This window comes from Vibrio sp. ZF 223, assembly GCF_003050585.1.
Classification (GTDB): Bacteria; Pseudomonadota; Gammaproteobacteria; order Enterobacterales; family Vibrionaceae; genus Vibrio; species Vibrio crassostreae.
Window position 1 is genome coordinate 192,891 of the sequence record NZ_PIGB01000002.1, and the last position, 25,397, is coordinate 218,287.

General features: G+C 44.1%; 23 protein-coding genes and 1 riboswitch. Of the genes, 16 read left to right on the forward strand and 7 right to left on the reverse strand.

The window, feature by feature from the left end:
- Positions 1-21 precede the first annotated feature (21 nt).
- Positions 22-909, reverse strand: a complete 888-nt coding sequence (locus CWO13_RS05610; RefSeq protein WP_102433498.1) for a YvcK family protein — start codon at positions 907-909, stop codon at positions 22-24.
- 194 nt (positions 910-1,103) lie between these two features.
- A riboswitch (molybdenum cofactor riboswitch) is annotated at positions 1,104-1,256 on the forward strand.
- On the opposite strand from CWO13_RS05610, the gene moaA reads away from it, so the two are divergent.
- The 11 genes from moaA to CWO13_RS05670 all read left to right on the forward strand — a co-directional run bounded on the left by moaA (position 1,245) and on the right by CWO13_RS05670 (position 11,699).
- A complete protein-coding gene (moaA, locus tag CWO13_RS05615; protein ID WP_017632500.1) occupies positions 1,245-2,234 on the forward strand; it encodes a GTP 3',8-cyclase MoaA in 990 nt (329 codons plus the stop codon). (Overlaps the previous riboswitch by 12 nt.)
- A gap of 370 nt (positions 2,235-2,604) precedes the next feature.
- Positions 2,605-3,117 carry a molybdenum cofactor biosynthesis protein B gene (gene moaB / locus CWO13_RS05625; protein WP_004734027.1) on the forward strand — a complete coding sequence of 171 codons (513 nt, stop codon included), beginning with the start codon at positions 2,605-2,607 and terminating at the stop codon, positions 3,115-3,117.
- A gap of 12 nt (positions 3,118-3,129) precedes the next feature.
- Entirely contained in the window at positions 3,130-3,609 is a 480-nt protein-coding gene (gene moaC, locus CWO13_RS05630) for a cyclic pyranopterin monophosphate synthase MoaC (RefSeq protein ID WP_017093480.1), read from the forward strand.
- A complete protein-coding gene (gene moaD / locus CWO13_RS05635) occupies positions 3,606-3,851 on the forward strand; it encodes a molybdopterin synthase sulfur carrier subunit (protein ID WP_048662065.1) in 246 nt (81 codons plus the stop codon). The genes moaC and moaD overlap by 4 nt, the downstream gene beginning before the upstream one ends.
- 2 nt (positions 3,852-3,853) lie before the next feature.
- Positions 3,854-4,327: a molybdopterin synthase catalytic subunit MoaE gene (gene moaE, locus CWO13_RS05640; protein WP_102433497.1), complete on the forward strand. Its 474-nt coding sequence runs from the start codon at positions 3,854-3,856 to the stop codon at positions 4,325-4,327.
- Positions 4,328-4,977: 650 nt separating this feature from the next.
- The gene (locus CWO13_RS05645; protein WP_102433496.1) at positions 4,978-6,609 is read left to right on the forward strand and encodes an ABC transporter substrate-binding protein; all 1,632 of its coding nucleotides are present in this window, start codon (positions 4,978-4,980) and stop codon (positions 6,607-6,609) included.
- A gap of 114 nt (positions 6,610-6,723) precedes the next feature.
- Positions 6,724-7,644 carry an oligopeptide ABC transporter permease OppB gene (gene oppB / locus CWO13_RS05650; RefSeq protein ID WP_017062174.1) on the forward strand — a complete coding sequence of 307 codons (921 nt, stop codon included), beginning with the start codon at positions 6,724-6,726 and terminating at the stop codon, positions 7,642-7,644.
- 12 nt (positions 7,645-7,656) lie between these two features.
- Positions 7,657-8,559: an oligopeptide ABC transporter permease OppC gene (oppC, locus tag CWO13_RS05655; protein ID WP_048662067.1), complete on the forward strand. Its 903-nt coding sequence runs from the start codon at positions 7,657-7,659 to the stop codon at positions 8,557-8,559.
- A gap of 42 nt (positions 8,560-8,601) precedes the next feature.
- Entirely contained in the window at positions 8,602-9,573 is a 972-nt protein-coding gene (locus CWO13_RS05660) for an ABC transporter ATP-binding protein (RefSeq protein WP_048659733.1), read from the forward strand.
- Positions 9,570-10,562: a murein tripeptide/oligopeptide ABC transporter ATP binding protein OppF gene (gene oppF / locus CWO13_RS05665; RefSeq protein ID WP_017632507.1), complete on the forward strand. Its 993-nt coding sequence runs from the start codon at positions 9,570-9,572 to the stop codon at positions 10,560-10,562. Before CWO13_RS05660 ends, oppF begins: the two co-directional genes overlap by 4 nt.
- Positions 10,563-10,760: 198 nt before the next feature.
- Complete coding sequence (locus CWO13_RS05670) at positions 10,761-11,699, forward strand: glutathione S-transferase family protein (protein WP_108082635.1); 939 nt, start codon at positions 10,761-10,763, stop codon at positions 11,697-11,699.
- An 82-nt stretch (positions 11,700-11,781) separates the two neighbouring features.
- Here the strand turns inward: CWO13_RS05670 and pta are convergent, their stop codons facing one another.
- Positions 11,782-13,947 (reverse strand): phosphate acetyltransferase, encoded by a 2,166-nt coding sequence (pta, locus tag CWO13_RS05675; RefSeq protein ID WP_048659731.1) that lies wholly within the window; start codon positions 13,945-13,947, stop codon positions 11,782-11,784.
- A gap of 147 nt (positions 13,948-14,094) precedes the next feature.
- The gene (locus CWO13_RS05680; protein ID WP_017107306.1) at positions 14,095-15,291 is read right to left on the reverse strand and encodes an acetate kinase; all 1,197 of its coding nucleotides are present in this window, start codon (positions 15,289-15,291) and stop codon (positions 14,095-14,097) included.
- Between the two features lie 343 nt (positions 15,292-15,634).
- Here CWO13_RS05680 and yfbV point away from each other — a divergent pair, with 343 nt between their 5' ends.
- The 3 genes from yfbV to CWO13_RS05695 all read left to right on the forward strand — a co-directional run bounded on the left by yfbV (position 15,635) and on the right by CWO13_RS05695 (position 19,090).
- Positions 15,635-16,087 (forward strand): terminus macrodomain insulation protein YfbV, encoded by a 453-nt coding sequence (gene yfbV / locus CWO13_RS05685; protein WP_017062168.1) that lies wholly within the window; start codon positions 15,635-15,637, stop codon positions 16,085-16,087.
- Positions 16,088-16,404: 317 nt separating this feature from the next.
- On the forward strand, positions 16,405-17,370 hold the full coding sequence (locus CWO13_RS05690) for an ABC transporter substrate binding protein (protein WP_102530178.1): 966 nt from the start codon (positions 16,405-16,407) through the stop codon (positions 17,368-17,370).
- Positions 17,371-17,623: 253 nt separating this feature from the next.
- On the forward strand, positions 17,624-19,090 hold the full coding sequence (locus CWO13_RS05695) for a GGDEF domain-containing protein (protein ID WP_048659729.1): 1,467 nt from the start codon (positions 17,624-17,626) through the stop codon (positions 19,088-19,090).
- A gap of 30 nt (positions 19,091-19,120) precedes the next feature.
- Here the strand turns inward: CWO13_RS05695 and dusC are convergent, their stop codons facing one another.
- On the reverse strand, positions 19,121-20,077 hold the full coding sequence (gene dusC / locus CWO13_RS05700) for a tRNA dihydrouridine(16) synthase DusC (RefSeq protein WP_048662073.1): 957 nt from the start codon (positions 20,075-20,077) through the stop codon (positions 19,121-19,123).
- A 178-nt stretch (positions 20,078-20,255) separates the two neighbouring features.
- Here dusC and CWO13_RS05705 point away from each other — a divergent pair, with 178 nt between their 5' ends.
- Positions 20,256-20,876 carry a YecA family protein gene (locus CWO13_RS05705; RefSeq protein ID WP_048659727.1) on the forward strand — a complete coding sequence of 207 codons (621 nt, stop codon included), beginning with the start codon at positions 20,256-20,258 and terminating at the stop codon, positions 20,874-20,876.
- A 106-nt stretch (positions 20,877-20,982) separates the two neighbouring features.
- Here the strand turns inward: CWO13_RS05705 and dsbB are convergent, their stop codons facing one another.
- The gene (gene dsbB / locus CWO13_RS05710; RefSeq protein ID WP_258186366.1) at positions 20,983-21,507 is read right to left on the reverse strand and encodes a disulfide bond formation protein DsbB; all 525 of its coding nucleotides are present in this window, start codon (positions 21,505-21,507) and stop codon (positions 20,983-20,985) included.
- Positions 21,508-21,639: 132 nt separating this feature from the next.
- Entirely contained in the window at positions 21,640-23,232 is a 1,593-nt protein-coding gene (gene nhaB / locus CWO13_RS05715) for a Na(+)/H(+) antiporter NhaB (protein ID WP_048659726.1), read from the reverse strand.
- Positions 23,233-23,872: 640 nt separating this feature from the next.
- Here nhaB and fadR point away from each other — a divergent pair.
- A complete protein-coding gene (gene fadR / locus CWO13_RS05720) occupies positions 23,873-24,712 on the forward strand; it encodes a fatty acid metabolism transcriptional regulator FadR (RefSeq protein ID WP_017062161.1) in 840 nt (279 codons plus the stop codon).
- A gap of 187 nt (positions 24,713-24,899) precedes the next feature.
- Here fadR and CWO13_RS05725 read toward each other — a convergent pair whose 3' ends face one another.
- Positions 24,900-25,379, reverse strand: a complete 480-nt coding sequence (locus CWO13_RS05725) for a DUF1456 family protein (protein ID WP_010437231.1) — start codon at positions 25,377-25,379, stop codon at positions 24,900-24,902.
- Positions 25,380-25,397 lie beyond the last annotated feature (18 nt).

The window sequence follows — 25,397 nt, forward strand, 5'->3', positions numbered from 1 at the left end:
GTTTAGCCTAGGCTGCAAGCATTAAGCCAGTTGAGCCCGAATCGCTTGTTGAAGTTTTAAACGGTCATGTCGCCAATCTCGATTAGGAGAGGCAAGATCGGTGGTCACGCAGTTCCAAAGCCCTTCAAGTTCAGGGTGCGGCGCATTGCCCAGCACAACATCAATTTTTCTCGCTTTGCAGGTACGTTCACACCATTCAAGCTGTTCTTGAAGCGTCATTTTTCCTGCAGGACCGTGTTCTGGAGATAGGTTTTCAATGAAGATAACCTTAGCCTTGGTGTTCTCAGCGATGGCTTTCCCAATCTCTGGAAGGAGAAGAGGGGGCATCACACTGGTCAGGAAGCTGCCAGGGCCAAGAACGATACAGTCGGCTTGTTCGACGGCTGCAACGGCTTCTTTGGTTGCGGGCACTTCTGGAGACAGATCCATCATGCGCAGTTTTTCTGTCATGTCATCAACGTTGGTTTCGCCGGTTACCCAACGTCCGTCCATTGATAGGGCTGTGAGGTCAGAAGGGTGCTCGGTCATCGGCACGATATTGACGTCGACCTTGAGCATATTTCGAATTAGGTTAATCGCTTCTAGTGGGCGAACCGAGAGGTTGTCTAATGCTGTGAGCATCAGGTTACCCAAGTTATGACCGTCGAGTTCACCTTGGCCGCGAAAGCGGTATTCAAACATCATCGAGCTGATTGAAGGTTCAGTGATCAATTGGTTGATACAGTTACGAGTATCTCCCCAAGCGATACCACCTTGGCAGTCTCTAATTCGTCCGGTTGAGCCGCCATTATCCGTTGTTGCAACAATGCCAGTTGCGTTGTTACCAAAGTCTTTTAGTGCAGCAAGCATACGACCTAAGCCATGGCCTCCACCGATTGCTACGACCTTCTTTGAAGCGTAAATATTCATTTTTTGTTCTTGTTAGGTTATTACCAACTATAATTTAGGTTAAATGCTTCTCGCTATATACTCAACAAGAGTTATTTTGAGCGTTTGATACGTTTTTTTTGCCGATGTGACCCGTTTTTTACCATCAGAGCTAGATTCACGTACAAATATTAAGTATTTTATTACTCAGCTACTGCACGTATGAATATGACGTGCGGTTGCCATAACTCCGAGCTCTCGCATGCTAAGTCGCACAGTGGTATTTGCTGTACCGATACGCATCAAGAGCCAGTGACATGTTGTCACAAGGGCTTAATTGGAAATGATTATGCCTCCCGTGTTTGGAAAGGTGTTCCGTGGCGCAACAATTCGAAGATAGATTCCATCGCAAGTTTTATTACTTGCGCTTGTCGGTTACAGACGTCTGTAACTTTAAATGTACTTACTGCTTGCCGGATGGTTACAAACCGTCAGGGCAAAAAAACTCGTCTTTTTTAAGTGTTCCCGAGATCAAACGCGTTGTAAAAGCGTTTGCAGATTGTGGTACCTCAAAGATCCGCATTACAGGCGGAGAGCCGAGTCTGCGTAAAGACTTTCCTGAAATCATACATACCGTTGCTTCTACTCCAGGCATCGAAAAAGTAGCCACGACAACGAATGGCTACCGCATGGAGAAACAAGTAGGGCAATGGCGTGATGCTGGTTTAACCCATATAAACGTTAGCGTGGATAGTTTAGATTCACGTATGTTCCATCAGATCACTGGTGAGAATAAGTTTACTGAGGTTATGCGAGGCATTGATAAAGCGTTTGAGGTTGGCTATGAACAAGTCAAAGTCAACGTTGTATTGATGAAAGACCTCAACAGTCAGGAATTACCAGCCTTCCTTAATTGGATCAAAGACAAACCTATTCAATTACGTTTTATCGAGCTGATGAAAACCGGCGAGATGGACGAGTTGTTCGATAAACATCATGTGTCTGGCGTTGCGATTCGCAATCAGCTTATTGCTAACGGTTGGCTGTTAAAAGTCAAAGCGGTTAACGATGGTCCAGCACAAGTGTTTGTCCACCCAGACTACAAGGGTGAAATTGGTTTGATCATGCCTTACGAGAAAGACTTCTGTGAGAGTTGTAACCGACTGCGTGTTTCTGCGACTGGTAAACTTCACCTATGTCTGTTTGGCGACCACGGTGTTGAACTGCGAGATCTGATTCAAGAAGATCAACAAGAGCAAGAGCTCATTGATCGAATTCAGGCTCAGCTTCAAACCAAGTCTGTTAGCCACTTCTTACATGATGGCAACAGCGGCATGACTCCAAACTTGGCGTCAATCGGCGGTTAACCCGCTATATACTCTAAAGCATTTTATCGCTCAGCTTCTTTAGGCTGGGCGAATCAGTCTAGGGCGTGTTGCTCTTTCGAGCTGATTTTTGCAGCGAGTTGCTGGGTATTTATACAAGGCAGAGGCTTTGATGTGTAGCTAGCCTACATGAGAAGCCGATAACGTAGTAGAAATGACCAGCAAACGCTGCCCGAAGGGTTCGAGCTGGGCGCCCCCGCAAAAAGCGTTTTACTCTTTGTTGAGGGAGATTTGCTTAGAATGACTAGGCTACTTCCCCCTCGCCGCGATTAAAACGCTTTTATCTCGAACAAAATTTAATCACGAAAGGTCAACACGCCCTCACAATTGAAAAATTTATATAGGTGAACAAATGGGTCACGCAGAAAGCAAATTCCAAGCAGCAAACATCGCAGTACTAACCGTTTCAGATACTCGTACAGAAGAAAATGACACGTCCGGTGGTTACCTAGCTGAGCATGCTAAAGAAGCAGGCCACAACGTGGTTGATAAGCAAATTGTTATCGATGACATGTACAAGATCCGTGCGATCGTATCCAAGTGGATCGCTGATGAAAGCGTACAAGCGATCATGATCACTGGCGGTACTGGTTTTACTTCTCGTGACAGCACGCCTGAAGCGCTTAAGCCACTATTTGACAAAGAAGTAGAAGGCTTCGGTGAGCTATTCCGTCAAGTATCTTATGAAGAGATCGGTACATCGACAATTCAATCTCGTGCGATTGCGGGCTTTGCTAACCACACAGTTATCTTTGCGATGCCAGGTTCTACAGGTGCTTGTCGCACAGGTTGGACTAAGATCATCAAGCAACAAATGGATGCTAGTCACCGCCCTTGTAACTTCATGCCACACCTTTCTGTATAAGGCGGTTTGAGTATGAGCCAATTTACACACATTAACGCGTCTGGCGAAGCAAACATGGTCGATGTATCGGCAAAAGCTGAGACAGTACGTGAAGCGAGAGCGGAAGCTTTCGTAAAAATGTCTGCTGAAACGCTAGAGCTGATTGTTTCTGGTAGCCACCATAAAGGCGATGTTTTCGCAACGGCACGCATTGCGGGTATTCAAGCGGCTAAGAAGACGTGGGATCTGATTCCACTGTGTCACCCTCTGCTATTAACCAAAGTAGAAGTGCAGCTTGAAGCTATCGAGTCTGAAAACAAGGTTCGCATCGAATCTGTTTGTAAGCTTGCGGGTAAGACAGGCGTAGAAATGGAAGCGCTAACGGCTGCTTCTGTTGCTGCGTTAACGATTTACGATATGTGTAAAGCTGTTCAGAAAGATATTGTTATCGAGAATGTACGTCTGTTAGAGAAGACGGGTGGTAAGTCTGGTCACTTTAAGGTGGAATCATGATTACAGTTCTTTTCTTTGCTCAAACTCGTGAACTTGTTGGTGTGGACAGCGTTGAAGTTGATGCACAGTTCAAGACGATTGCAGCGATTCGCAGCCACCTTGTAACACAAGAAGGCAAATGGGATATCGCATTGGAAGAGGGCAAGCTTTTGGCTGCGCTTAACCAATCAATCGTACCTTTGACGACTGAAGTGAAAGACGGCGATGAAGTGGCTTTCTTCCCACCAGTGACTGGAGGCTAGTCATGAATGATTCTCGAGTTATAGATCTAAGAGTAGTAGTTACTGCAGAAGACTTTTCTGTGGGTGACGAATACGATTATCTAGCTCAAGGCACAGCTGCAGGAGCGGTAGTGACGTTTGTTGGTAAAGTTCGCGACATGAACCTTGGCGACAACGTGATTGGTTTGTCTCTAGAGCACTATCCGGGTATGACAGAGAAGTCGCTGAGCGAGATCTGTGATCAAGCTGAAGCGCGCTGGCCTATTCAGAAGATGCGAGTGATTCATCGCGTTGGTGACCTAGATATCGGTGACCAGATTGTTTACGTTGGTGTATCAAGTGCACATCGTGGCGCTGCCTTCGAAGCGTGTGAGTTTGTTATGGACTTTCTGAAAACCAAAGCGCCGTTTTGGAAAAAAGAACGTACCACTGAAACAACTCGTTGGGTTGATTCTCGCGATTCAGATACCAAAGCTGCGGAGCGTTGGGAGAAATAATTCTCGCAATATGATGTTGCTTCAAAAATTTGTTCTGTTGATTGAGACAGTAAAAAGCCGACTATTAAGGTCGGCTTTTTTGTGCGTGCTATAAAGCTATTTATAAATGAGTGGTGTATTAATAAATGATTACTCATTCAGGTTGCATATAAATTCGATACGTGATTTTGTCTGTCTTGGTGCATTTCTAAATCTGTTTTGGTGCAGTGCATTATGCTGTTTTGTATAAAGTGATAACCCTCACAAATAGTGGAGTCGATTTAGGGGATATGTGATGTGCAATTAGATTTCATGTGGCATTAATGTTAATTTGCCGACAGTGTTCTAGCATAAGATGCTAAAAAAAAGTATCAATACAGATACATCAACACTAAAGGCTGTTTTTTAATTAATCCCTATGTGTAACTCACTATTCATAAGGTTTTTATTAGAGATTTACACTATTACCTTGAGTAATTCGGAGAATTATCCGATTTTTTGCGACTTGTTTATGGCAAATTACTTCAATGGTTGATAGTGTGTGCCTCAATCTTTGTAAGGTTTTAGATTTTTGTGCTTAAATTTTGAGCTAAATAAATCTAAATCACTGCCGTTCAGTGAACCAAGCAAAGAAGTCATGGATGCAATACATAAAACTTGGAGTTTATTAAATGTACAAGAATAAAATCACTCAGGCCCTTCTTCTAGGTGCTGGTTTGGCAGTGGCTGCCTCTTCTACTCTTTCTATCGCTGCTGAAGTTCCAGCAGGCACAGAACTAGCAAAAGTTCAGGAACTTGTTCGTGGTAACGGTACTGAAGTTGCGACTATCGACCCACACAAATCTCAAGGTGTACCAGAATCTCACGTAATTCGTGATCTTCTAGAAGGTCTAGTGAACCAAGATGGCGACGGTAATACTATCCCTGGTGTTGCTGAAAGCTGGGAAACGACAGACAACAAAACATTCACTTTCCACCTACGTAAAGACGCAAAATGGTCTAACGGCGATCCTGTAACAGCTGAAGATTTCGTTTACAGCTGGCAACGTGCAGTTGATCCTGCAACGGCTTCTCCATACGCTTGGTACATGGAATATACCAAGATGGCGAATGCGAAGGACATCGTAGCGGGTAAGAAAGACAAGAGTGAGCTAGGCGTTAAAGCTGTAGATGCAAACACGCTTGTTGTTGAATTAGAAGCAGCGGTACCATACTTCGTAATGATGATGGGCCACACAACAATGAAGCCAGTACACAAGGCTACTGTTGAAGAATTCGGTGATCAATGGACTAAGCCTGACCACTTCGTTGGTAACGGTGCATTCTCTGTTGATAAATGGGTTGTTAACGAGCGTTTAGTTCTAAAGCGTAACGACCAATATTGGAACAACGATAAGACGGTTCTAAATAAAGTAACCTTCCTACCAATCGAAAATCAAGTAGCGGAAATGAACCGCTTCCTATCTGGCGAAATCGATTTCACAAACGAACTTCCAACTGAGCACTTCAAGCGTCTTCAAAAAGAGTACGCGGAAGATGTATCTGTAGCGGGTAACCTATGTACTTACTACTACATCTTCAACACGAAGAAAGCACCATTTGATGATGTTCGTGTTCGTCAGGCAATCTCTTACGCGATCGACCGTGATATCGTAACAGGTGCTATCCTAGCGCAAGGTCAAAAACCTGCGTATTTCCTAACGCCTGAAATCACAGCTGGCTTCGATCCTGAGCTGCCTGCTTACGGCAAGATGTCTCAGAAAGAGCGTAACGCAGAAGCGGAACGTCTTCTTGAAGAAGCGGGTTACGGAAAAGATAACCCACTTAAATTCAACCTACTTTACAACACTTCAGAGAACCACAAGAAGATTGCTGTAGCGCTAGGTTCTATGTGGAAGAAAACACTGGGTCTTTCTGTAACACTTGAGAACCAAGAGTGGAAAACGTACCTATCTTCTAAAGATTCTGGTGACTTCGAAGTAGCACGTGCTGGTTGGTGTGGTGACTACAACGAAGCGTCTTCGTTCCTAACGCTAATGAAGAGTAACAACACTACCGGTGGTGTTCACTACGACAGCGCGGCTTACGACCAAATCATCGATAAAGCACTTAACTCAACTTCAGAAGAAGAGCGTAAAGCACTTTACCTAGAAGCTGAGGCGCTAATGGCAAACGACATGCCAATCGCTCCTATCTACCAATACGTTAAATCTCGTCTACTTAACCCGCATGTTGGTGGTTTCCCAATCAACAACGCGGAAGATAAGATCTTCTCGAAAGACCTATACATCAAAGCTCAATAATAAGCTTCGATTCTAAAAAGTTAATATAACTATAACGATACAGACACTACATGCGCAGGGCGCGCATGTAGCGTCTTTCTAATTTTAATTGTCACAGACTGAAAGAGTGAGTTTATGCTTAAATTCATTATGAAAAGGATATTTGAAGCGATTCCAACCATGTTGGTGTTGATCACTATATCTTTCTTTCTCATGCGTTTCGCACCGGGTAACCCGTTTTCAAGCGAGCGTCCATTACCGCCAGAAGTTATGGCTAACATCGAAGCTAAATACGGCTTAGATAAACCAGTATTTGAACAATACACCACGTATTTGACAAATATCTTACAAGGTGACTTCGGTCCCTCTTTTAAATACCAAGATTACACAGTAAATGAGCTGATCGCGGTTGCACTTCCAGTATCTGCGAAGGTAGGTTTCGTTGCCTTTATCTTCACACTATTGATGGGGGTCACCGTCGGGACGATTGCTGCCTTGAAGCACAATACCTGGGTCGACTACACCATAATGTCGACCGCCATGCTCGGGGTGGTGATGCCATCCTTCGTGTTGGCACCGGCGCTTATTTACCTTTTCTCCCTGCACTGGAACATATTCCCAGCAGGTGGTTGGCATGGCGGTACATTCATGTACATCGTGCTGCCTGTTATCGCGATGTCTCTTCTTTACGTAGCAACCTTTGCTCGTATTACTCGCGGTAGCATGATTGAAACGCTAAACAGTAACTTTATCCGAACTGCACGTGCAAAAGGCCTAAGCTACCGTTACATCATTCTAAAACATGCACTTAAGCCAGCAATGCTACCTGTTGTTTCTTACATGGGCCCTGCGTTCGTAGGTATCATCACAGGTTCAGTTGTTGTTGAAACCATCTTCGGCCTACCAGGTATCGGTAAGCTGTTTGTTAACGCCGCGTTTAACCGTGACTACTCGCTAGTAATGGGTGTAACCATCTTGATTGGTTTCCTATTCATCTTGTTCAACGCAATCGTTGATATTTTGCTAGCGCTGATTGACCCGAAAATTCGCTACTAACAGGGACTGGTTATGTTGAAGAAAAAAGAAAATTTAGAAGCGATCGAAAAGTTCTCTGAGAGTTTAGAGATTGAAGGTCGTAGTTTGTGGCAGGATGCTCGCATTCGTTTTATGCGTAACAAAGCTGCGATGGTCAGCCTGTTCATCCTTACTATTATGGTACTGGCGGTTATCTTCTTACCGATGCTAGCTCAGTATACTTATGATGATACTGACTGGTACGCAATGCACGTGGGTCCTAATGCGGATCACTGGTTTGGTACTGATAGCTTAGGCCGTGACTTGTACGTTCGTACGCTTATCGGTGGCCGTATCTCACTGATGGTTGGTGTGATGGGTGCATTCGTAGCGGTACTGATTGGTACGCTTTACGGTGCCGCTTCTGGCTTCATCGGTGGTCGTACTGACCGAGTGATGATGCGTATCCTAGAGATCTTGTACGCGGTTCCATTCATGTTCCTAGTTATCGTTCTAGTAACATTCTTTGGTCGTAACATCATCCTAATCTTCGTTGCTATTGGTGCGATTGCTTGGCTAGATATGGCGCGTATTGTACGTGGTCAAACGCTGAGCTTACGTAGTAAAGAGTTCATTGAAGCAGCACACGTATGTGGTGTGAGTAAATGGAAGATCATTACACGTCACATCGTACCTAACGTACTGGGTATCGTAGCGGTTTACTCTACGCTGCTTATTCCAAGCATGATCCTTACAGAATCATTCTTATCTTTCCTTGGTCTTGGTGTTCAAGAGCCTATGACAAGCTGGGGCGCATTGCTTCAAGAAGGTTCGCAAACAATGGAAGTTGCAATCTGGCAACTGACGTTCCCTGCGGCATTCATGGTAGTTACGCTGTTCTGCTTTAACTACGTAGGTGATGGTCTGCGCGACGCGCTTGATCCAAAAGACAGATAAAGAAATAGCAATTAAAAGCTATAAAAGATTAAGGAAGCAATAATGAGCTTATTAGATGTCAAAGATCTGCGCGTCGAATTTACCACGCAAGATGGTATCGTAACCGCAGTAAACGATCTGAACTTCTCACTCAACCAAGGCGAAACGCTGGGTATCGTGGGTGAGTCAGGTTCAGGTAAATCACAAACTGTATTCTCTATCATGGGTCTGCTGGCTAAGAACGGCATCATCTCGGGTAGCGCGAAGTTTGAAGGTAAAGAGATTCTTAACCTTCCAGAGAAAGAACTGAACAAAGTTCGTGCTGAACAGATCGCGATGATCTTCCAAGATCCGATGACATCACTGAACCCTTACATGAAAGTAAGTGATCAGCTGATGGAAGTACTTATGCTGCACAAAGGCATGGGTAAAGCAGAGGCGTTTGAAGAATCAGTACGCATGCTTGAAGCGGTGAAAATCCCTGAAGCACGCAAGCGTATCACCATGTACCCACACGAGTTTTCTGGTGGTATGCGTCAGCGTGTGATGATCGCAATGGCACTATTGTGTCGTCCTAAACTGCTTATCGCTGATGAACCAACAACCGCTTTGGATGTAACTATTCAAGCGCAAATCATGGAATTGCTGAACGAATTGAAAGATGAGTTCAACACGGCAATCATCATGATCACCCACGATTTGGGTGTAGTTGCAGGTTCATGTGACAAGGTACTTGTGATGTACGCTGGTCGTACAATGGAGTACGGCACGGTTGATGAAATCTTTTACGAGCCAAGCCACCCATATGCAGAAGGCCTACTGAAAGCGATTCCTCGTTTGGATACAGAAGGTGAAATTCTACCGACGATTCCAGGTAATCCACCAAACTTACTTCGCCTGCCAACAGGCTGTCCTTACCAAGACCGTTGTCACCGTGTAATGGACCGTTGTAAGCAAGAAGCACCTATTTTGACGCCATTTGGTAATGACCGTCAGCGTGCTTGTTTTTCTGACTGGGAGACTTGGACAAAATGAGTGTAGATAAGCAGTTATTATTAGATATTAAAGACCTGAAAGTTCACTTTAGCATCGCAGCTAAATCAGCGTGGCCTTGGGCAAAACCGTCAAACCTGAAAGCTGTTGATGGCGTTGATATTCACCTTTACGAAGGGGAGACGCTGGGTGTAGTAGGTGAGTCTGGTTGTGGTAAATCGACATTTGCTCGCGCAATCATTGGTTTGGTTGAAGCGACAGACGGCGAAGTTATGTGGTTAGGTCAAGACCTAACTAAAATGCAGGAAGTGCAGCGTCGTGAAACTCGTAAAGAGATTCAGATGATCTTCCAAGACCCACTAGCATCGCTTAACCCGCGTATGTCTGTTGGTGACATCATTGCTGAGCCTCTAGAGACTTTTTACCCAGAACTTTCTAAACAGGAAGTGAAGGACCGAGTTAAAGAGATGATGGCAAAGGTTGGTCTACTACCAAACGTAATCAACCGTTACCCACATGAATTCTCTGGTGGTCAGTGTCAACGTATCGGTATCGCACGTGCTCTTATCTTGAAGCCTAAGATGATCATCTGTGATGAACCGGTTTCGGCATTGGATGTATCTATCCAAGCTCAAGTAGTTAACCTTCTGAAGGAGCTACAAAAAGAGTTAGGTTTGTCTTTGGTATTCATCGCACACGATTTGTCGGTTGTTAAACACATTTCTGACCGCGTGTTGGTGATGTACTTAGGCAACGCGGTAGAACTTGGCGAATCAGATGCCTTGTTCTCTGATCCTAAGCACCCGTACACAAAAGCGTTGATGTCTGCAGTTCCAATTCCAGATCCTCGCTTAGAGCGCAGCAAAACCATTCAGATGTTGGAAGGTGATCTACCATCACCAATCAATCCGCCATCAGGTTGTGTGTTCCGTACTCGTTGCCCACAAGCAACAGAGGCGTGTGCGCAAACTAAGCCAACGATTCAAGGCGATGACGTTCACGCAGTATCTTGCTTGCACGTACAAGTCTAGAGCCTATTTAAAACGGTTCAGCCTGTGACAGGCTTAAGCGCGACTAGTTATTAGAGTCGCGCTTTTTTTGTCTTAGGCTTATAGGTCCGCTCAACAAGCTTCATCAAAATATTCGAACAACTAAGCCAACTTCTTCTAGTTTTGAAAAAGTTGGCTTTTTTTATACTAGAGAAAAGTTAGCATCACAGAGGTTTGGATATGGGTAAGTTAGTTGAAGGTGTTTGGCACGATGTGTGGTACGACACCAAAGAAAGCGGTGGCAAGTTCGTTCGTGAAGATGCGGGCTTTCGCAACTGGGTTGAAAATAAAGCCGGTGCGCAATTTGAGCCAGAAAGTGGTCGTTACCACTTATACGTATCGTTAGCTTGTCCGTGGGCGCATCGCACGCTGATCTTCCGTGAACTGAAAGACCTAACCGATCATATTGATGTGACAGTAGTTTGCCCCGACATGATGAGTGAAGGTTGGCAAATGGGCTTGCCTGAGCCTCTGTTCGGTCACACTCGAATGCACCAAATCTACACCCAAGCCAAACCGGACTATTCAGGTCGAGTCACGGTTCCTGTTTTATGGGATAAGAAAACCAATACCATTGTGAGTAACGAGTCGTCTGAAATCATCCGCATGTTCAACTCAGAGTTTAATGAGCTAACGGGCAACACTGATGATTACTACCCATGGGAATTGGCGAGCAAGATTGATGAATGGAACGACTACATCTATCCGAACATCAATAACGGCGTTTATCGTACCGGCTTTGCGACCACACAAGAGGCCTACGAAGAAGCGTATGACGCGTTATTTGAAGCGTTAGACAAAGTGGATGCCCATCTTAGCGAACACCGTTATCTGGCGGGTAACGAGATTACAGAAGCGGATTGGCGGTTGTTTACCACTCTGATTCGGTTTGATGCGATATATGTAGGGCACTTTAAGTGTAACAAGCAACGAATTGCCGATTACAAACATATTCAAGGTTACCTAAAAGAGTTGTATCAGATCGAAGGCATCCAAGAGACGACGGATTTTTACCATATCAAACGTCACTACTATTACAGCCACTCGGGCATTAACCCAACTCAGGTTGTCCCTAAAGGACCCACGCTAGATTTAGAATCGCCACATGGACGAGTCTAGGCTTACCAAATAGTTCTTTTACTCCAGACATAAAAAAACCCTAGATAAAAATCTAGGGTTTTTGCTTTCTACAAAAGAAAAATTAGTTAATTACTTTTTCTTCAGCTTGTGCAGCTTGGTCTGCTTGGATAGCCGTTAGAGCTACCGTGTAAACGATATCGTCTACTAGAGCGCCACGAGACAAGTCATTTACTGGCTTGCGCATACCTTGAAGCATTGGACCGATAGATACTAGATCTGCTGAACGTTGTACCGCTTTGTAAGTCGTGTTACCCGTGTTTAGGTCTGGGAATACGAATACAGTCGCTTTACCCGCTACTGGAGAGTTTGGTGCTTTAGAAGCAGCAACGTTTTCCATGATAGCCGCATCGTACTGTAGAGGACCGTCGATCACTAGATCAGGACGTTTCTCTTGAGCAAGTTTGGTTGCTTCACGTACTTTATCTACGTCTGCACCCTTACCAGATTCACCAGTAGAGTAAGAGATCATAGCAACACGTGGGTCGATACCGAATGCCGCAGCAGAATCTGCAGATTGGATAGCGATTTCAGCAAGCTGTTCAGCTGTTGGATCTGGGTTGATCGCACAGTCACCGTATACAAGAACTTGATCAGGCAGAAGCATGAAGAAGATTGAAGATACGATAGAAGCATCAGGGGCAGTCTTGATGATCTGGAACGGAGGAACGATAGTGTTCGCCGTTGTGTGAACAGCACCAGAAACTAGGCCGTCAACCTCACCAGCTTCAAGCATCATAGTACCTAGGAATACTGAATCTTCTAGCTTCTCACGAGCTACAACTTCAGTCATACCTTTAGCGCCACGAAGTTCTACTAGACGAGCTACGTAGTTTTCGCGAACTGATGCAGAATCGATGATTTCAACGCCAGCGCCAAGCTCAACACCTTGCTGTGCAGCAACACGACGAATTTCTTCTGGGTTACCTAGAAGTACACAAGTCGCGATACCGCGCTCAGCACAGATAGCCGCAGCTTTAACTGTACGTGGCTCGTCACCTTCAGGAAGAACGATACGCTTAGCCGCTTTACGAGCAAATTCAGTTAGCTGGTAACGGAATGCTGGTGGACTTAGACGACGAATGCCTTGAGTACCTTCAGATAGAGAATCAATCCAAGGGCCATCGATGTGGCTTGCAACGTGATCGTTAACGAACTCGATACGCTCTTTATCGTCTGCAGGAACTTCTAGGTTGAAGCTCTGTAGGTTTAGAGACGTCTGCCAAGTGTTACCTTGAGCTTTGAAGATCGGTAGACCTGAAGCGAATGCTGGTGCACAAAGGTTAGCAATGCTTTCTGGAATGTCGTAACCGCCAGTCAGTAGGATTGCGCCAATCTCAACACCGTTTTTCGCAGCAAGAGCCGCAGCAACGATAACGTCAGGACGGTCTGCAGAAGTTACTAGCAGTGAACCTGGCTTAAAGTGCTCAATCATGTGCGGTAGAGAACGTGCACAGAAAGTGATGCTCTTAATACGACGAGTCGCGATTTCACCTTCGTTGATGATTTCAGCGTTAAGGTGCTTAGCCATATCAACCGCACGAGTTGCGATTAGGTCGATGCTCCATGGCACGCAGCCAAGAACACGGATAGGGCTAGAGTTGAAGATTTGCATTACTTCAAGGTTCGCTTGCTGAGCGCTGTCTGCATCATCAAAGATTTCAGATAGGTCAGGGCGAGTACGGCCAGCTTCATCAACAGGAGCGTTAAGCTTGTTGATGATTACGCCTTTGATGTTCTTGTTCTTAGTACCGCCGAAGTTAGAACATGCTACTTCGATACGCTCTTTAAGTTGCGTAGGGTTGTCAGTACCAGGAGTCGCAACGAATACGATCTCCGCGCCAAGTGTTTTCGCGATTTCCGCGTTCACTTGGTTAGCAAATGGGTGCTTACGAGTAGGTACTAGACCTTCGATTAGCGTTACTTCTGCGTCTTTGTTGATCTTGTTGTATTGCTCAACAACAGACTCAAGAAGCTCGTCCATTTTTTCGCTACCGATCAAAGCTTCAGCTTTAGTCATTGCGATTGGCTCACCAATCTTAATGTCGCTGTTTGCGCTGATGATAGTAGACGTTAGATCTGGCTGGTTACCACCGCTGCGAGGCTGAGCGATTGGCTTGTAGAAAGAAACACTTACGCCCTTACGCTCCATAGCGCGAAGAACACCCATGCTAACACTAGTAAGACCAACACCAGCGCTTGTAGGGATAAGCATAATAGTACGTGACATTGACGAACACCTTTGACTATTGGAAATAAAAAAAGCTCAACTGCTATTCCCACCGATATTTAAATTGGGGTAGGAATAGAAGTTGAGCCCCATTTTCTTGATATGAAAAACTGACTAGCTTCGAGTGAAGCTAGTCAGGAAAATCAATTAAAGACCTGCTAGTTTCGCAGTGTCTTCAGCAATTACTAGCTCTTCGTTAGTAGAGATAACCATTGCAGGGATACGGCTGTTAGCTGTAGTGATAGTACCTTCGCCGCCGAAACGAGCTTTAAGGTTAGCTTCACCGTCAACTTCGATGCCGAAGATGCCTAGGCGGTTAAGAACCATTTCACGGATTGGGCCAGAGTTCTCGCCGATGCCGCCAGTGAAAGTGATTGCGTCTAGACGACCTTCTAGAGTTGCAGTGTAACCAGCAACGTACTTAGCTAGACGGTGACAGAACACGTCCATTGCACGAGTTGCTTCTTCTTTCTCACCGTAGTTGTCTTCAACGAAACGACAGTCAGAAGTCACTTCAGTTAGACCAGCAAGACCAGACTCTTTAGTTAGCATGTTGTTGATTTCTTCAACAGAGTAACCAAGAGCGTCGTGTAGGTGGAAGATGATCGCAGGATCTAGGTCACCACAACGAGTACCCATTACAAGACCTTCAAGAGGAGTAAGACCCATAGAAGTATCTACAGATTGACCGTTCTTGATAGCACATACAGAAGCGCCGTTACCTAGGTGACAGTTGATGATGTTAACTTCTTCAACTGGCTTGTTTAGTAGGCCTGCAACTTCACGAGTGATGAATAGGTGAGAAGTACCGTGCATGCCGTAACGACGGATGCCGTGCTCTTTGTACAGGTTGTACGGTAGAGCGTATAGGTAAGACTCAGAAGGCATTGTTTGGTGGAACGCAGTGTCAAATACAGCAACGTTTTGTAGACCAGGGAAGTTCTGTTGAGCCGCTTCGATACCGATAAGGTGAGCTGGGTTGTGAAGAGGTGCGAAAGTCGCAGCGTCTTGAATACCCTTAAGTACTTCATCAGTGATAAGTGCAGAAGAAGTGAACTGCTCGCCGCCGTGTACGATACGGTGACCGATAGCGCCAAGGTTAGCTTTAAGCTCAGGCTTAGAAGCAAGAATAGTTTCTACCATGAAAGATAGTGCTTCTACGTGAGCTGCGCCCGCGCCTAGTTGTGCTTCATGCTTGCCATCAAGTTTCCACTTCATACGAGCTTCTGGAAGACCCAGACACTCAGCAAGACCAGTTAGGTGCTCAGCACCTGTTTCTGCATCAACCACAGCGAATTTAAGAGAAGAACTACCACAGTTTAAAACTAAAACTAGCTTAGACATTAATGACTACCTGTTAATTTTTCTGATCGAAATCAGTTAAGGATGAAAATTAATCTCAAGAATAGACGAAGCACGGTAGCTTGCGTACTAACCTTGGTCAAAAAAACGTTAATTTCCGTATAAAGTGAAAGCGCACTTTTTCAAAAAAAGAGGCTTGTGCATTCCTTGCAGAAGTCTTCTCAAAGTTGCTTAAATTGTGAATAAGGGCAACAATGAGATTGAGGTCTGCAAATAATAGCGATATTGTGCAAATATAACAAAAAAATTTGAAAGAATATTATTTTTCGTCAAATTTTTGTGTTTTTAGTTGATGATTTCAACTTTTTTTTAATGGGAGACTCATATGAGCAATAGAGTTGGTTTAGCTAGCAGTTTAAAAGATGGCCAAAAGTACATGGATCTCTGGCCTGTTCGAAAAGAGTTAAACGCTATTTTCCCTGAGCAACGCATCATTAAAGCGACGCGCTTTGGTGTTAAGGTGATGCCCGCGATAGCTGCTATCAGCGTTCTTACGCAAATGGTCTTTAATAATTACCAAGCGATGCCACAAGCTGTGGTTATGGCTTTGTTTGCTATTAGTTTGCCGCTTCAAGGCATGTGGTGGTTAGGTAACCGCTCAAATACACAACTTCCGCCAGCGTTAGTATCCTGGTACCGCGAACTGCACGAGAAGATCACTGAAACGGGTTTTGCGTTAGAGCCAATGAAGCCACGCCCTCGTTATAAGGAATTGGCGATCATTCTGAATCGTGCATTTCGTCAGTTAGACAAATCTTCAATGGAACGCTGGTTCTAAGAAAACCTCACTTCTCCCTATCTTCTGAGAACAGCTCTACATTGTGATGGCATGTTCTCAGATTAGTTCCTCTTGATCCTGTTGGTTCATCTTACTCTTTGTTGATCGTTTCAATTACCTCTTGTTATTCACTTCGTTTCTTACCTGCGGATTCAACCCAACTAGCCTTTTGACGCATAATTCGAGCTTTGTTGTGTTTTTGTTAAATATCACTTCAAGTCATCAAAGCTTACTGGTAATAATGTCAATAGTGAGTTTAATGTTGTGTTCTCTCTAGAGCGAGCAATAACAATGAGCGCTTGATGAAGGAAGTATTGATGGGTTTTGTAAGAAAAGTATTAACGACGGCGTTGAGTGGTTGTCTGTTGTTGTGGGCTAGTAGTGCGGTAGCAAATATTGCCAAGGTATCGGTGTCACAGGTCGTAGACCATCCAGATTTGAATGCGACACGTCTAGGGCTTCTTGAAGGATTAAGAGCTAAAGGTTATGAACCCGGTAAGAACTTAGAGTTTTCTTATGAAATGGCGGACGGAAATCCAGCGCAAGCCGCCAAAATTGCCAGAGAGCTTGTCAGTGAAAATCCTCATGTATTGGTTGGTATTGCAACACCGACTTCACAAGCCCTAGTTTCGGCGACTCGCTCTATTCCTATCGTGTTTACTGCGGTTACCGATCCTATCGGCGCTAGGCTAGTTAAACAACTGGAAAAGCCGGGGCGCAATGTTACGGGACTTTCTGATTTATCTCCGATCACTCAACATGTGTCATTAATCAAAGAACTGCTTCCTGAAGCTAATTCAATTGGTGTGGTGTACAACCCTGCAGAGGCAAATGCAGTTGCCTTGGTTGGGCTGTTAAAGAAAGCGACGCGAGACTTTGGTTTTACTCTTTACACAGAAAGAGCACTCACCATTGATGATGTGGAATCAAAAGCAGAATCAGTGGCAAAGAAATCGGATGTTATCTACGCCTTAACGGACAATACTGTTGCGAGCGGCATGGAAGGTCTTATCAACGCGGCTAACCAAGCGGATACACCCGTCGTCGCAGGTGCCACATCTTATGTCGGAAAGGGCGCGATTGCAGGTTTAGGCTTAGATTACTATGACGTTGGTGTACAAACCGCAGACTATGTGGCTGCCATTCTGAACGGACAGAAGCCCGGGAAGCTAAGTGTCAAAACTGCGCAGAGTTCTCAGCTGGTGGTGAATTTAGAAGCTGCTCGTCAGCTTGGCGTGACAGTGCCTCAGTCTGTGATTGATCGTGCAATCGTTAGCCGGTGAATTGAGTTTGGTGTTAGGTGAACTAATAGGTCATAAGTCATATTATTAACAGCATAGGAATGGGCTCAGATAAACAGAACTAACCTGCTCTATATGTTCGCGCTTCTCTATTTTATTCATTTGTAAGCGGTTATTTTACCGTCAGGTGCGTTGTTAATATCAATTTACATTATTTTACGTCGAGCGAATTGCCGATTAATGTAATAATATTAATGGGGCAAATGAAAATAGCTGAACGCTAAGAGCACACTATATGAAAGTAAATAGGCACTTTAGCCTTACCTTTGTCTTCGGGTTTCCCGCAGTGATCGCCGCGATGTTACTTGGCCTAATAGGAAAGAATCATTTTGACGCGGTAGAAAAAGATATCAGTAGTGAGTTTCATCGTATTGAAGATGTGTTCAAAAGAACCACAAAAGTGGTGACTGCCCTAGACTACAGCTTCTCCAACTACTACAAATCTGGAAACCCTCTCTTTCTCGATCACAACAAACAAGTTGTGGATGGGCTTTGCCAAATCTGGCCTATTGATGTGTTACTCCTCGCAGATGGTAAAACTTCAGACATTCCTTCTGTCGATATCGACTATATGCTAATCGGTCAAGAGTCTCTTTGTTCTGAAAGCAGTGATAGTTATAAGAGCGCGTCAGAAAAAATAGCGTTAGCTCCTATTCTTTCATTTTTATCCCAGCTTGATGAATACCATGACGGCGTGCACTTTATTGATACGAGCGGCTATGTGATCTCTTCACCAGAAGATTTTGCCAAAGGGCTGAGCAAAGAGCTGCTCTCGACTATAAAGAGTCGTCCTTACTGGCAGAAAACAGCCAACAACCCTGACCAACTCACCCTTTCAGGCCCTGGTTATCGTTTTGATTCCCTTGACCGTATAATTAGTATGACGATCCCTGTATTCCATAAAGGCGTTCACCAAGGGATGCTGTCGGTGGATATTAATGTTGGCAGGCTGCTTGCTAATTCGAACCAACATCTAGCAGGTCGAATCGATATTATTGACACCACTTTAGCTACCCCGATAGATTCTGCAGCTTTCTACCATGAGATCAAACTAGATGGTGTCGCGTCTCACCATGCGATGTATTACGAGTTAGACATCGAGAAAGAGGTTGAGCACTTTTTCGTTTATGAGAAAGACAGTCTTATTGTTGCCATCATTGTCTATCTGTTCTCTGTAACTATCTTTTTCTACGTCAATTCCAATATTGAACGTGGTTACTTCAAAGATCTCGCGGCCAAAGACCCAATGACAGGTTTATTGAATCGTCGCGGCTTAGAAGCATTCTGGCGCAGCGTAGAGCACGATCAATTGTTTGCCTTAACTGTATTTGATATCGATGATTTTAAGTCAATTAACGACACCTACGGCCACGACAAGGGTGATGATGTGATTCGTTATATGTCACGTCAGATAGGTAACAGTGTACGAAGCAGTGACGTAGCAGCACGATTTGGCGGTGAAGAGTTTGTCGTTTATATGAGAGGCGAAGATCGTGAAACTTTGATGAGAACTTTAGAGCGGGTGAAGAATGCGATTTGTTCCACTTCAGCCGACATTATTCCAAATGGATTTACGGTATCTGGCGGTGTCTGCATTGTTGAAACTGAGCAAAGTAAGCTTAACTTCGATGAGATATTTAAGTACGCCGATGAAAAGCTGTACGTGGCTAAGACGACGGGTAAAGACCGTCTTGAATTTTAGCCACGTTATTGAATCATTAAGTGCTTCGTCTTAAACAGGTTGACGGCGTTCTTCTTGATAACGTTGAAGACGTTCTACAATCGGCGGCGCCTTCTTGAAAGTGCGAATTTCTTTAAATAGTTCGTTCGCTTCAGGGTAGCCTTTACTTAAATAAACAAACCACTGCTTCACTCTATTGGGGTAGTACATACCTTTGTCCCCTTTAATTTGAAACTCTGAATAGCGCAGCAAAAGTTCAATGACTTTATCCCACGGCATTTTCTGGTGGTTGTGCTTAACGACGTTACCAAGGTTTGGAATATTGAAAGCACCACGGCAGACCATCAATGAATCGACGCCTGTTGCTTCTATGCAATCTTGACCATCTTGATAGTTCCAGATTTCCCCGTTAGCAATCAATGGCAGAGATGTTTTCTCTCTTATTTTATTGATGTAATCCCATTTAATTTCGCTGGCTTTATAACCGCCAACTTTGGTTCTTGCGTGCACGGTGAGTTCGTCAGCTTTAGCTTGTTCGATGGCGTCGACAATTTCAAAGCACTCTTCCGGATGCTCCCAACCTAATCGGATCTTTGCGGATACAGGAATGTGTGCAGGTACCGCTTCTCGACAAGATTTCACCACTTGATAGATGAGTTCTGGTTCTTTTAGCAATGAAGCGCCACCATTACTTTTGTTTACCGCCTTTGCTGGGCAACCAAAATTAAGATCGATGCCTTTAGCGCCTAAGCTAGCAGCTTGAAAAGCATTCTCGGCCATCCAATTTGGGTGTTGACCTAGAAGTTGAAGATGGATTGGCACACCAGCCATGGTCTGAGAACCTTGGTGCAGCTCTGGGCAAATACGGTGGAACACATGCGGAGGAAGAAGTTGATCCACGACGCGCACAAACTCTGTCACACAGAGATCGTAATCATTTATCTCTGTGAGAATTTCACGCATTAGGTGGTCTAGAACGCCCTCCATAGGGCCAAGTATTACGCGCATGTTGCTTTACCTAAACTGAGTGAACCGAAAAAATCGAGGCGTGATTGTACGGTTTGCTTACAGGATTGTCACTATGAGTGTGGTGTGTCTACCTTAATGATGGTTTCGTCTCTTAATAGCGACATCTTGGAGAGTATGGCGTTATAATATCGAAAATGCCCAAATATCCAGAGCTTTCATGACATACCAATTATTAAGCCTACCAGAATCTATTTCAGACATTACGCCGCAGTTTATTGAAGGTGCAATCCTTGCGTCTAACTTAGCGACCAAGCCACTCGATCCTGAAGAATGGATTGCTATCGTAGCACCTGAAGCGGGCAAAGAGCTTGTAACATTAGTGACGGAACAGATTAACCGCCAGCACAATCTGATTCAGCGTAGTGAATACTTACTGACTGATGTGTTTGCAGAAGGCGACTTCAATGAGCAGTTCGCAGATTTTGCGGAAGGTTTTATGATGGTTTGGCCGACAGTGGAAGAGCAGTGGCAAAGCATTACGGTTGCGGACGGCACTCTGCGCATGCTGCAAGCTCTGCTGACTACATTAATGCTCGCGATTGATGAAGAGCAAACTCAACAACAAATGGTTGCGGCTGGGCTTCAAAACCCACCATCGCTTGCTGATTTAGTGGGCCAGGTCGATCTGATGATCTCAGAAGTGGCAATGGCAGCGGATGAAGCTATGTTGGGCAATAAGTCCCAGAGCGTGAACCCGTTTAAAGATATTGGTCGAAACGACCTTTGTCCTTGTGAAAGCGGCAAGAAGTTTAAACAATGCTGTGGTAAAAACAGCTAATTACGGCTTGTTGAGTAACAGACTTTCTTTAAGTGATAAAAAGTTTAAGTAATAAAAAGTCGACCTTTGGGTCGACTTTTTGTTTCTGAAGATGATGAGCTAATTGTTAGTCATTTTTTGATTTAACGAATTGAGAAAGCGCTACAAAACCGAAAGCAACTAAGTTACCCGCGAAGATAATCACAAGCCATTGTGGCATCGAAAGTTCTAAGAACTGCCACACAACCTTGCTACAGTCGCCGTAAGCTTCAAACATCCACGGAGCCCATTGGTTTAAAGGTGCCCAACTTGGGAAGGTCACGAACAGGTCACAAGTAGCAAAAGGAGACGGATTAAACTGGTAGTCAACGTGCTCTAAAGCCAGCGTCAAACCTTTGTATGCGCCAAATCCCCAGCTAGCAAGGCCTAACCAACGTGATATTGGGTTATTCGGGGAAATAGCACCAATCATGGCTGCAACACCGATAGCAAGCATCGCAACGCGCTCATAGATGCACATTACGCAAGGGCCAAGCATCATCACGTGTTGAAAGAAGAGAGCACATGCCTCAAAAAAGACAATAAAAGCCAGCAGTAAAAGCCAAGATAAACGTCCCTTAGAGAAGTCTTTGATCATTGCTAAAAAGTTCACGAATTTAATCCCGTCTATAAAATAAAAAAGCCCTGATTACTCAGAGCTTTTTATCTTGGATAAGTTTCCTAATCAACTAATATTTTTGATTAGTTAGTTATAGTTATTTTGGTTTGCGACACAGTGTTTAGCTTAGTGACCACCAGAGATAACTGGAGCAACGACTTCACCAGTGCGTTGAATGATCCAACCTGCGTCGTAGAACCATGCTGTCATTGGCTCTACGAAGAACACGATACCTGCAAGGCCAACCAGTGCTAATACGATGGTGTATGGCAGTGCCATGATAACCATGCGGCCGTAAGACAGTCGAATTAACGGAGCAAGTGCTGATGTTAATAGGAATAGGAATGCAGCCTGGCCGTTTGGCGTAGCAACAGAAGGTAGGTTAGTACCTGTGTTGATAGCAACAGCAAGTAGGTCGAACTGGTCACGAGTGATGATGCCTTCTACTAATGCAGTTTTCACTTCGTTGATGTAAACCGTACCGACGAATACGTTATCTGAAACCATCGATAGAATACCGTTGGCAACATAGAAGAGAGCGAGTTGTGCACCTTTATCTTCAACGTGAAGTACTGCATCGATTACTGGCTTAAATAAAGCTTGGTCGATGATTACAGCAACAACCGCGAAGAAAACGGCAAGAAGTGCAGTAAATGGCAGAGCTTCTTCAAAGGCTTTACCCATAGAGTGCTCTTCTATAACACCAGTAAATGCAGTTGCTAAGATGATTACAGAAAGACCAATTAAACCTACTTCAGCAACGTGAAGTGCAAGGCCAACAATCAGCCAAACTGCGATTGCACTTTGAACCCATAGCTTTGCTACGTCTTGCTTTGTACGGTTTGCACGTTCTTTGTTGTCAAATTCAACCAAGATTTGGCGAACATTCGTTGGTAGCTCTGCGCCGTAACCAAACACTTTGAATTTCTCTACAAGTGCACAAGTTAGAATGCCGCAGAAGAAAACAGGCAGTGTTACTGGCAGCATACGGATGATAAATTCACCGAACTCCCAACCCGCTTGCTTAGCAATTACCAAGTTTTGTGGTTCACCTACCATGGTCATTACACCACCCAGTGCAGTACCAACACCGGCATGCATAAGCAGTGAACGTAGGAAAGCACGGTAGTTTTCTAGGTCATCACGAGTTAGCTCAGAGATCTCTTCATCATGAGTATGATCGTGTGCAGACGTCGTGCCCTTGCCCGATGCAACCTTGTGGTAGATAGAGTAGAAGCCTACCGCAACGCTAATAACTACAGCGATTACTGTCAGCGCATCTAGGAAGGCAGACAAAAACGCTGCAGCGACACAGAAAGCGACAGAGAGTAAGATTTTTGATTGGATGCCGAGCAGGATCTTCGTGAAAATGAACAGAAGTAGTTCTTTCATGAAGTAGATACCAGCAACCATGAATACAAGTAAGAGTAATACTGGAAGGTTTGCTTGTAGCTCGTGATAAACCATTTCTGGTTTGGTCATGCCAATGGCGACGGCTTGAATTGCCAATAAGCCACCCGGTTGAAGAGGGTAGCACTTTAGAGCCATAGCTAGAGTGAAAATAAACTCAACCACCAACAGCCAGCCCGCAACAAATGGGTCAACTAGGAAGAAAACAAACGGGTTGATGATTAAAAAGGAAATGATGGCAAGTTTATACCAATCAGGAGCTTTACCAAGGAAGTTCTTGATAAAAGCGTTTCCGAGAGACATCGGCATGTTAATACTCTTTTATGTTGATTATGAATAGACAAGCAATACAACATTTTGAGAATCGAGCTATAGAAATTGTTAAAAACTATAACTAACAGTGACTTAGAAAAACTACATTCCATGTAATGTTCTGTGGTCTTGCCAAGTCACTCCCTTAGAAACTCAAGCACTGCTTATTTTTGAGCGCAACTCTACTCTTCGATAACATTTAGTCAACAGGAAAAGCCCTGTAGCACTAAAAATACCTCTTTTTTGTTGAGAAACGCGATCAAAGTAGCGCAAGCATACCACTTAAAATGTGATAAAAACCGACTAGAATCAATATTTCAGCGAAATGATTGAAATTTACAGAATAACGACGGTTTATATATGATTATTACAACTTAATATTGCAAATTAATAACTTTGAAAATATGACTAATCTCATTGATTTAAAAGAAAATTTATTGTGTTAATGGTTTGTTGAAATGGTGATTTATAGTCGCTTGCTTTCCAAACCTAGGGTGCAAACGTGTGCTGAACTTTAGAGTTTTAACTCTACTGCTATTTTGAGTGAGTAAAATTTTTGCGGGTGTTTCCGCTAGGTGTGAACTAGTGGTATGATGAGTAAATTAGAACAGAATAATTAAATTGGATTGAAGTGTAGATGGTCATTAAGGCGAAGAGCCCGGCAGGATTTGCAGAAAAGTATATCATTGAAAGTATTTGGAATGGCCGTTTCCCTCCAGGTTCTATCTTGCCCGCAGAGCGTGAGCTTTCTGAGCTGATTGGTGTTACACGTACTACGCTTCGTGAAGTACTACAACGTCTTGCTCGTGATGGTTGGTTGACAATCCAGCACGGCAAACCCACTAAAGTTAACCAGTTTATGGAAACCTCAGGTCTTCATATCCTTGATACGCTAATGACGTTGGACGTTGATAACGCAAGCAAAATGGTAGAAGACCTACTTGCTGCCCGTACTAATATCAGCCCGATCTTTATGCGTTATGCATTTAAAGCAAACAAAGAAGCTTCAGAGCGTACTATCAGCAACGTGATTGAATCTTGTGAAGCGCTACTTGCGGCACCGACTTGGGATGAGTTCTTAGAATCGTCGCCATACGCTGACAAGATCAAGCAAGCGGTAAAAGAAGATTCAGAAAAAGATGAAGCGAAACGTCAGACGATCTTAATCGCGAAGACTTTCAACTTCTATGATTATATGCTTTTCCAACGTTTGGCATTCCACTCAGGCAACCAGATTTACGGCCTAATCTTTAACGGTGTGCGTAAACTGTATGACCGTATCGGTAGCTACTACTTCTCTAACCCAGAAGCACGACGTTTAGCGATGGACTTTTATAAAGAGTTGTTCATTATCTGTGAAAGTGGTGAGCGCGAAACTTTGCCATTAGTGATTCGTAACTACGGTATTGCAAGTGCACAAGTTTGGAATGAAATGAAAACGACATTGCCAACGAACTTCACTGAAGACGACAGCTAAGCTATAGGTTTACTATTGTTGCTCCTGTTTAGTCAGTGACGTAAAGAAAACGAAAAAGCGGCGAGATAATTCAATTATCTCGCCGCTTTTTATTTATCTGTCGTTGCTAGAAAATTACCCGTGGGGCATTAATTTACCTACGAGTAGTTACTTACCTATGACGAGTAATTTATCTATGAGTAGCGACTTAACCCGCAAACTCTTCTGAGTCTGGACGGTTGGTAAATTGCACACCGTTTAGAAAATCGCAAAGTAGTTGGTCTTCGCACACTTTGTAGTTTTTGTTTTCTGGCTTGCGGAAGTAAGCGCCGATTTCGTACTTGCTCAAGCTAATGCCAACCACTTCTAGTACATCCAAAACATCTTCTGCTTTCATGTTTAATGCGATACGAAGCTTCATGAAGATCATGTTGTTCGTCAGTGCAACTTCAGGTTTAGGTTGCTCGCCCTCTTTTTTGCCACGCTTAAGGTTGATGAAACCATTTAGGAATACCGCTAACTCTTTGTCTTTCATCTTAGAGCATGACTTGTCGTTGTCGTCTTTTAGCCAGTTAATCACTTGGTCATGAGCAACGGTCACATCAGCTTGTTCGATAGCTTTGATGATTTGTGCATTTTTAAGGTTTAGTGCGTGTTGAATACGACGCAAGATTTCGTTGTTAGTCACTGGGGATTCCTAAAAAGG

Coding starts and splice junctions, on each gene's coding strand:
- CWO13_RS05610 (WP_102433498.1), bottom strand. CDS start 909: ATGAATATTTACGCTTCAAAGAAGGTCGTAGCAATCGGTGGAGGCCAT.
- moaB (WP_004734027.1), top strand. CDS start 2,605: ATGGGTCACGCAGAAAGCAAATTCCAAGCAGCAAACATCGCAGTACTA.
- moaC (WP_017093480.1), top strand. CDS start 3,130: ATGAGCCAATTTACACACATTAACGCGTCTGGCGAAGCAAACATGGTC.
- moaD (WP_048662065.1), top strand. CDS start 3,606: ATGATTACAGTTCTTTTCTTTGCTCAAACTCGTGAACTTGTTGGTGTG.
- moaE (WP_102433497.1), top strand. CDS start 3,854: ATGAATGATTCTCGAGTTATAGATCTAAGAGTAGTAGTTACTGCAGAA.
- CWO13_RS05645 (WP_102433496.1), top strand. CDS start 4,978: ATGTACAAGAATAAAATCACTCAGGCCCTTCTTCTAGGTGCTGGTTTG.
- oppB (WP_017062174.1), top strand. CDS start 6,724: ATGCTTAAATTCATTATGAAAAGGATATTTGAAGCGATTCCAACCATG.
- oppC (WP_048662067.1), top strand. CDS start 7,657: ATGTTGAAGAAAAAAGAAAATTTAGAAGCGATCGAAAAGTTCTCTGAG.
- CWO13_RS05660 (WP_048659733.1), top strand. CDS start 8,602: ATGAGCTTATTAGATGTCAAAGATCTGCGCGTCGAATTTACCACGCAA.
- oppF (WP_017632507.1), top strand. CDS start 9,570: ATGAGTGTAGATAAGCAGTTATTATTAGATATTAAAGACCTGAAAGTT.
- CWO13_RS05670 (WP_108082635.1), top strand. CDS start 10,761: ATGGGTAAGTTAGTTGAAGGTGTTTGGCACGATGTGTGGTACGACACC.
- pta (WP_048659731.1), bottom strand. CDS start 13,947: ATGTCACGTACTATTATGCTTATCCCTACAAGCGCTGGTGTTGGTCTT.
- CWO13_RS05680 (WP_017107306.1), bottom strand. CDS start 15,291: ATGTCTAAGCTAGTTTTAGTTTTAAACTGTGGTAGTTCTTCTCTTAAA.
- yfbV (WP_017062168.1), top strand. CDS start 15,635: ATGAGCAATAGAGTTGGTTTAGCTAGCAGTTTAAAAGATGGCCAAAAG.
- CWO13_RS05690 (WP_102530178.1), top strand. CDS start 16,405: ATGGGTTTTGTAAGAAAAGTATTAACGACGGCGTTGAGTGGTTGTCTG.
- CWO13_RS05695 (WP_048659729.1), top strand. CDS start 17,624: ATGAAAGTAAATAGGCACTTTAGCCTTACCTTTGTCTTCGGGTTTCCC.
- dusC (WP_048662073.1), bottom strand. CDS start 20,077: ATGCGCGTAATACTTGGCCCTATGGAGGGCGTTCTAGACCACCTAATG.
- CWO13_RS05705 (WP_048659727.1), top strand. CDS start 20,256: ATGACATACCAATTATTAAGCCTACCAGAATCTATTTCAGACATTACG.
- nhaB (WP_048659726.1), bottom strand. CDS start 23,232: ATGCCGATGTCTCTCGGAAACGCTTTTATCAAGAACTTCCTTGGTAAA.
- fadR (WP_017062161.1), top strand. CDS start 23,873: ATGGTCATTAAGGCGAAGAGCCCGGCAGGATTTGCAGAAAAGTATATC.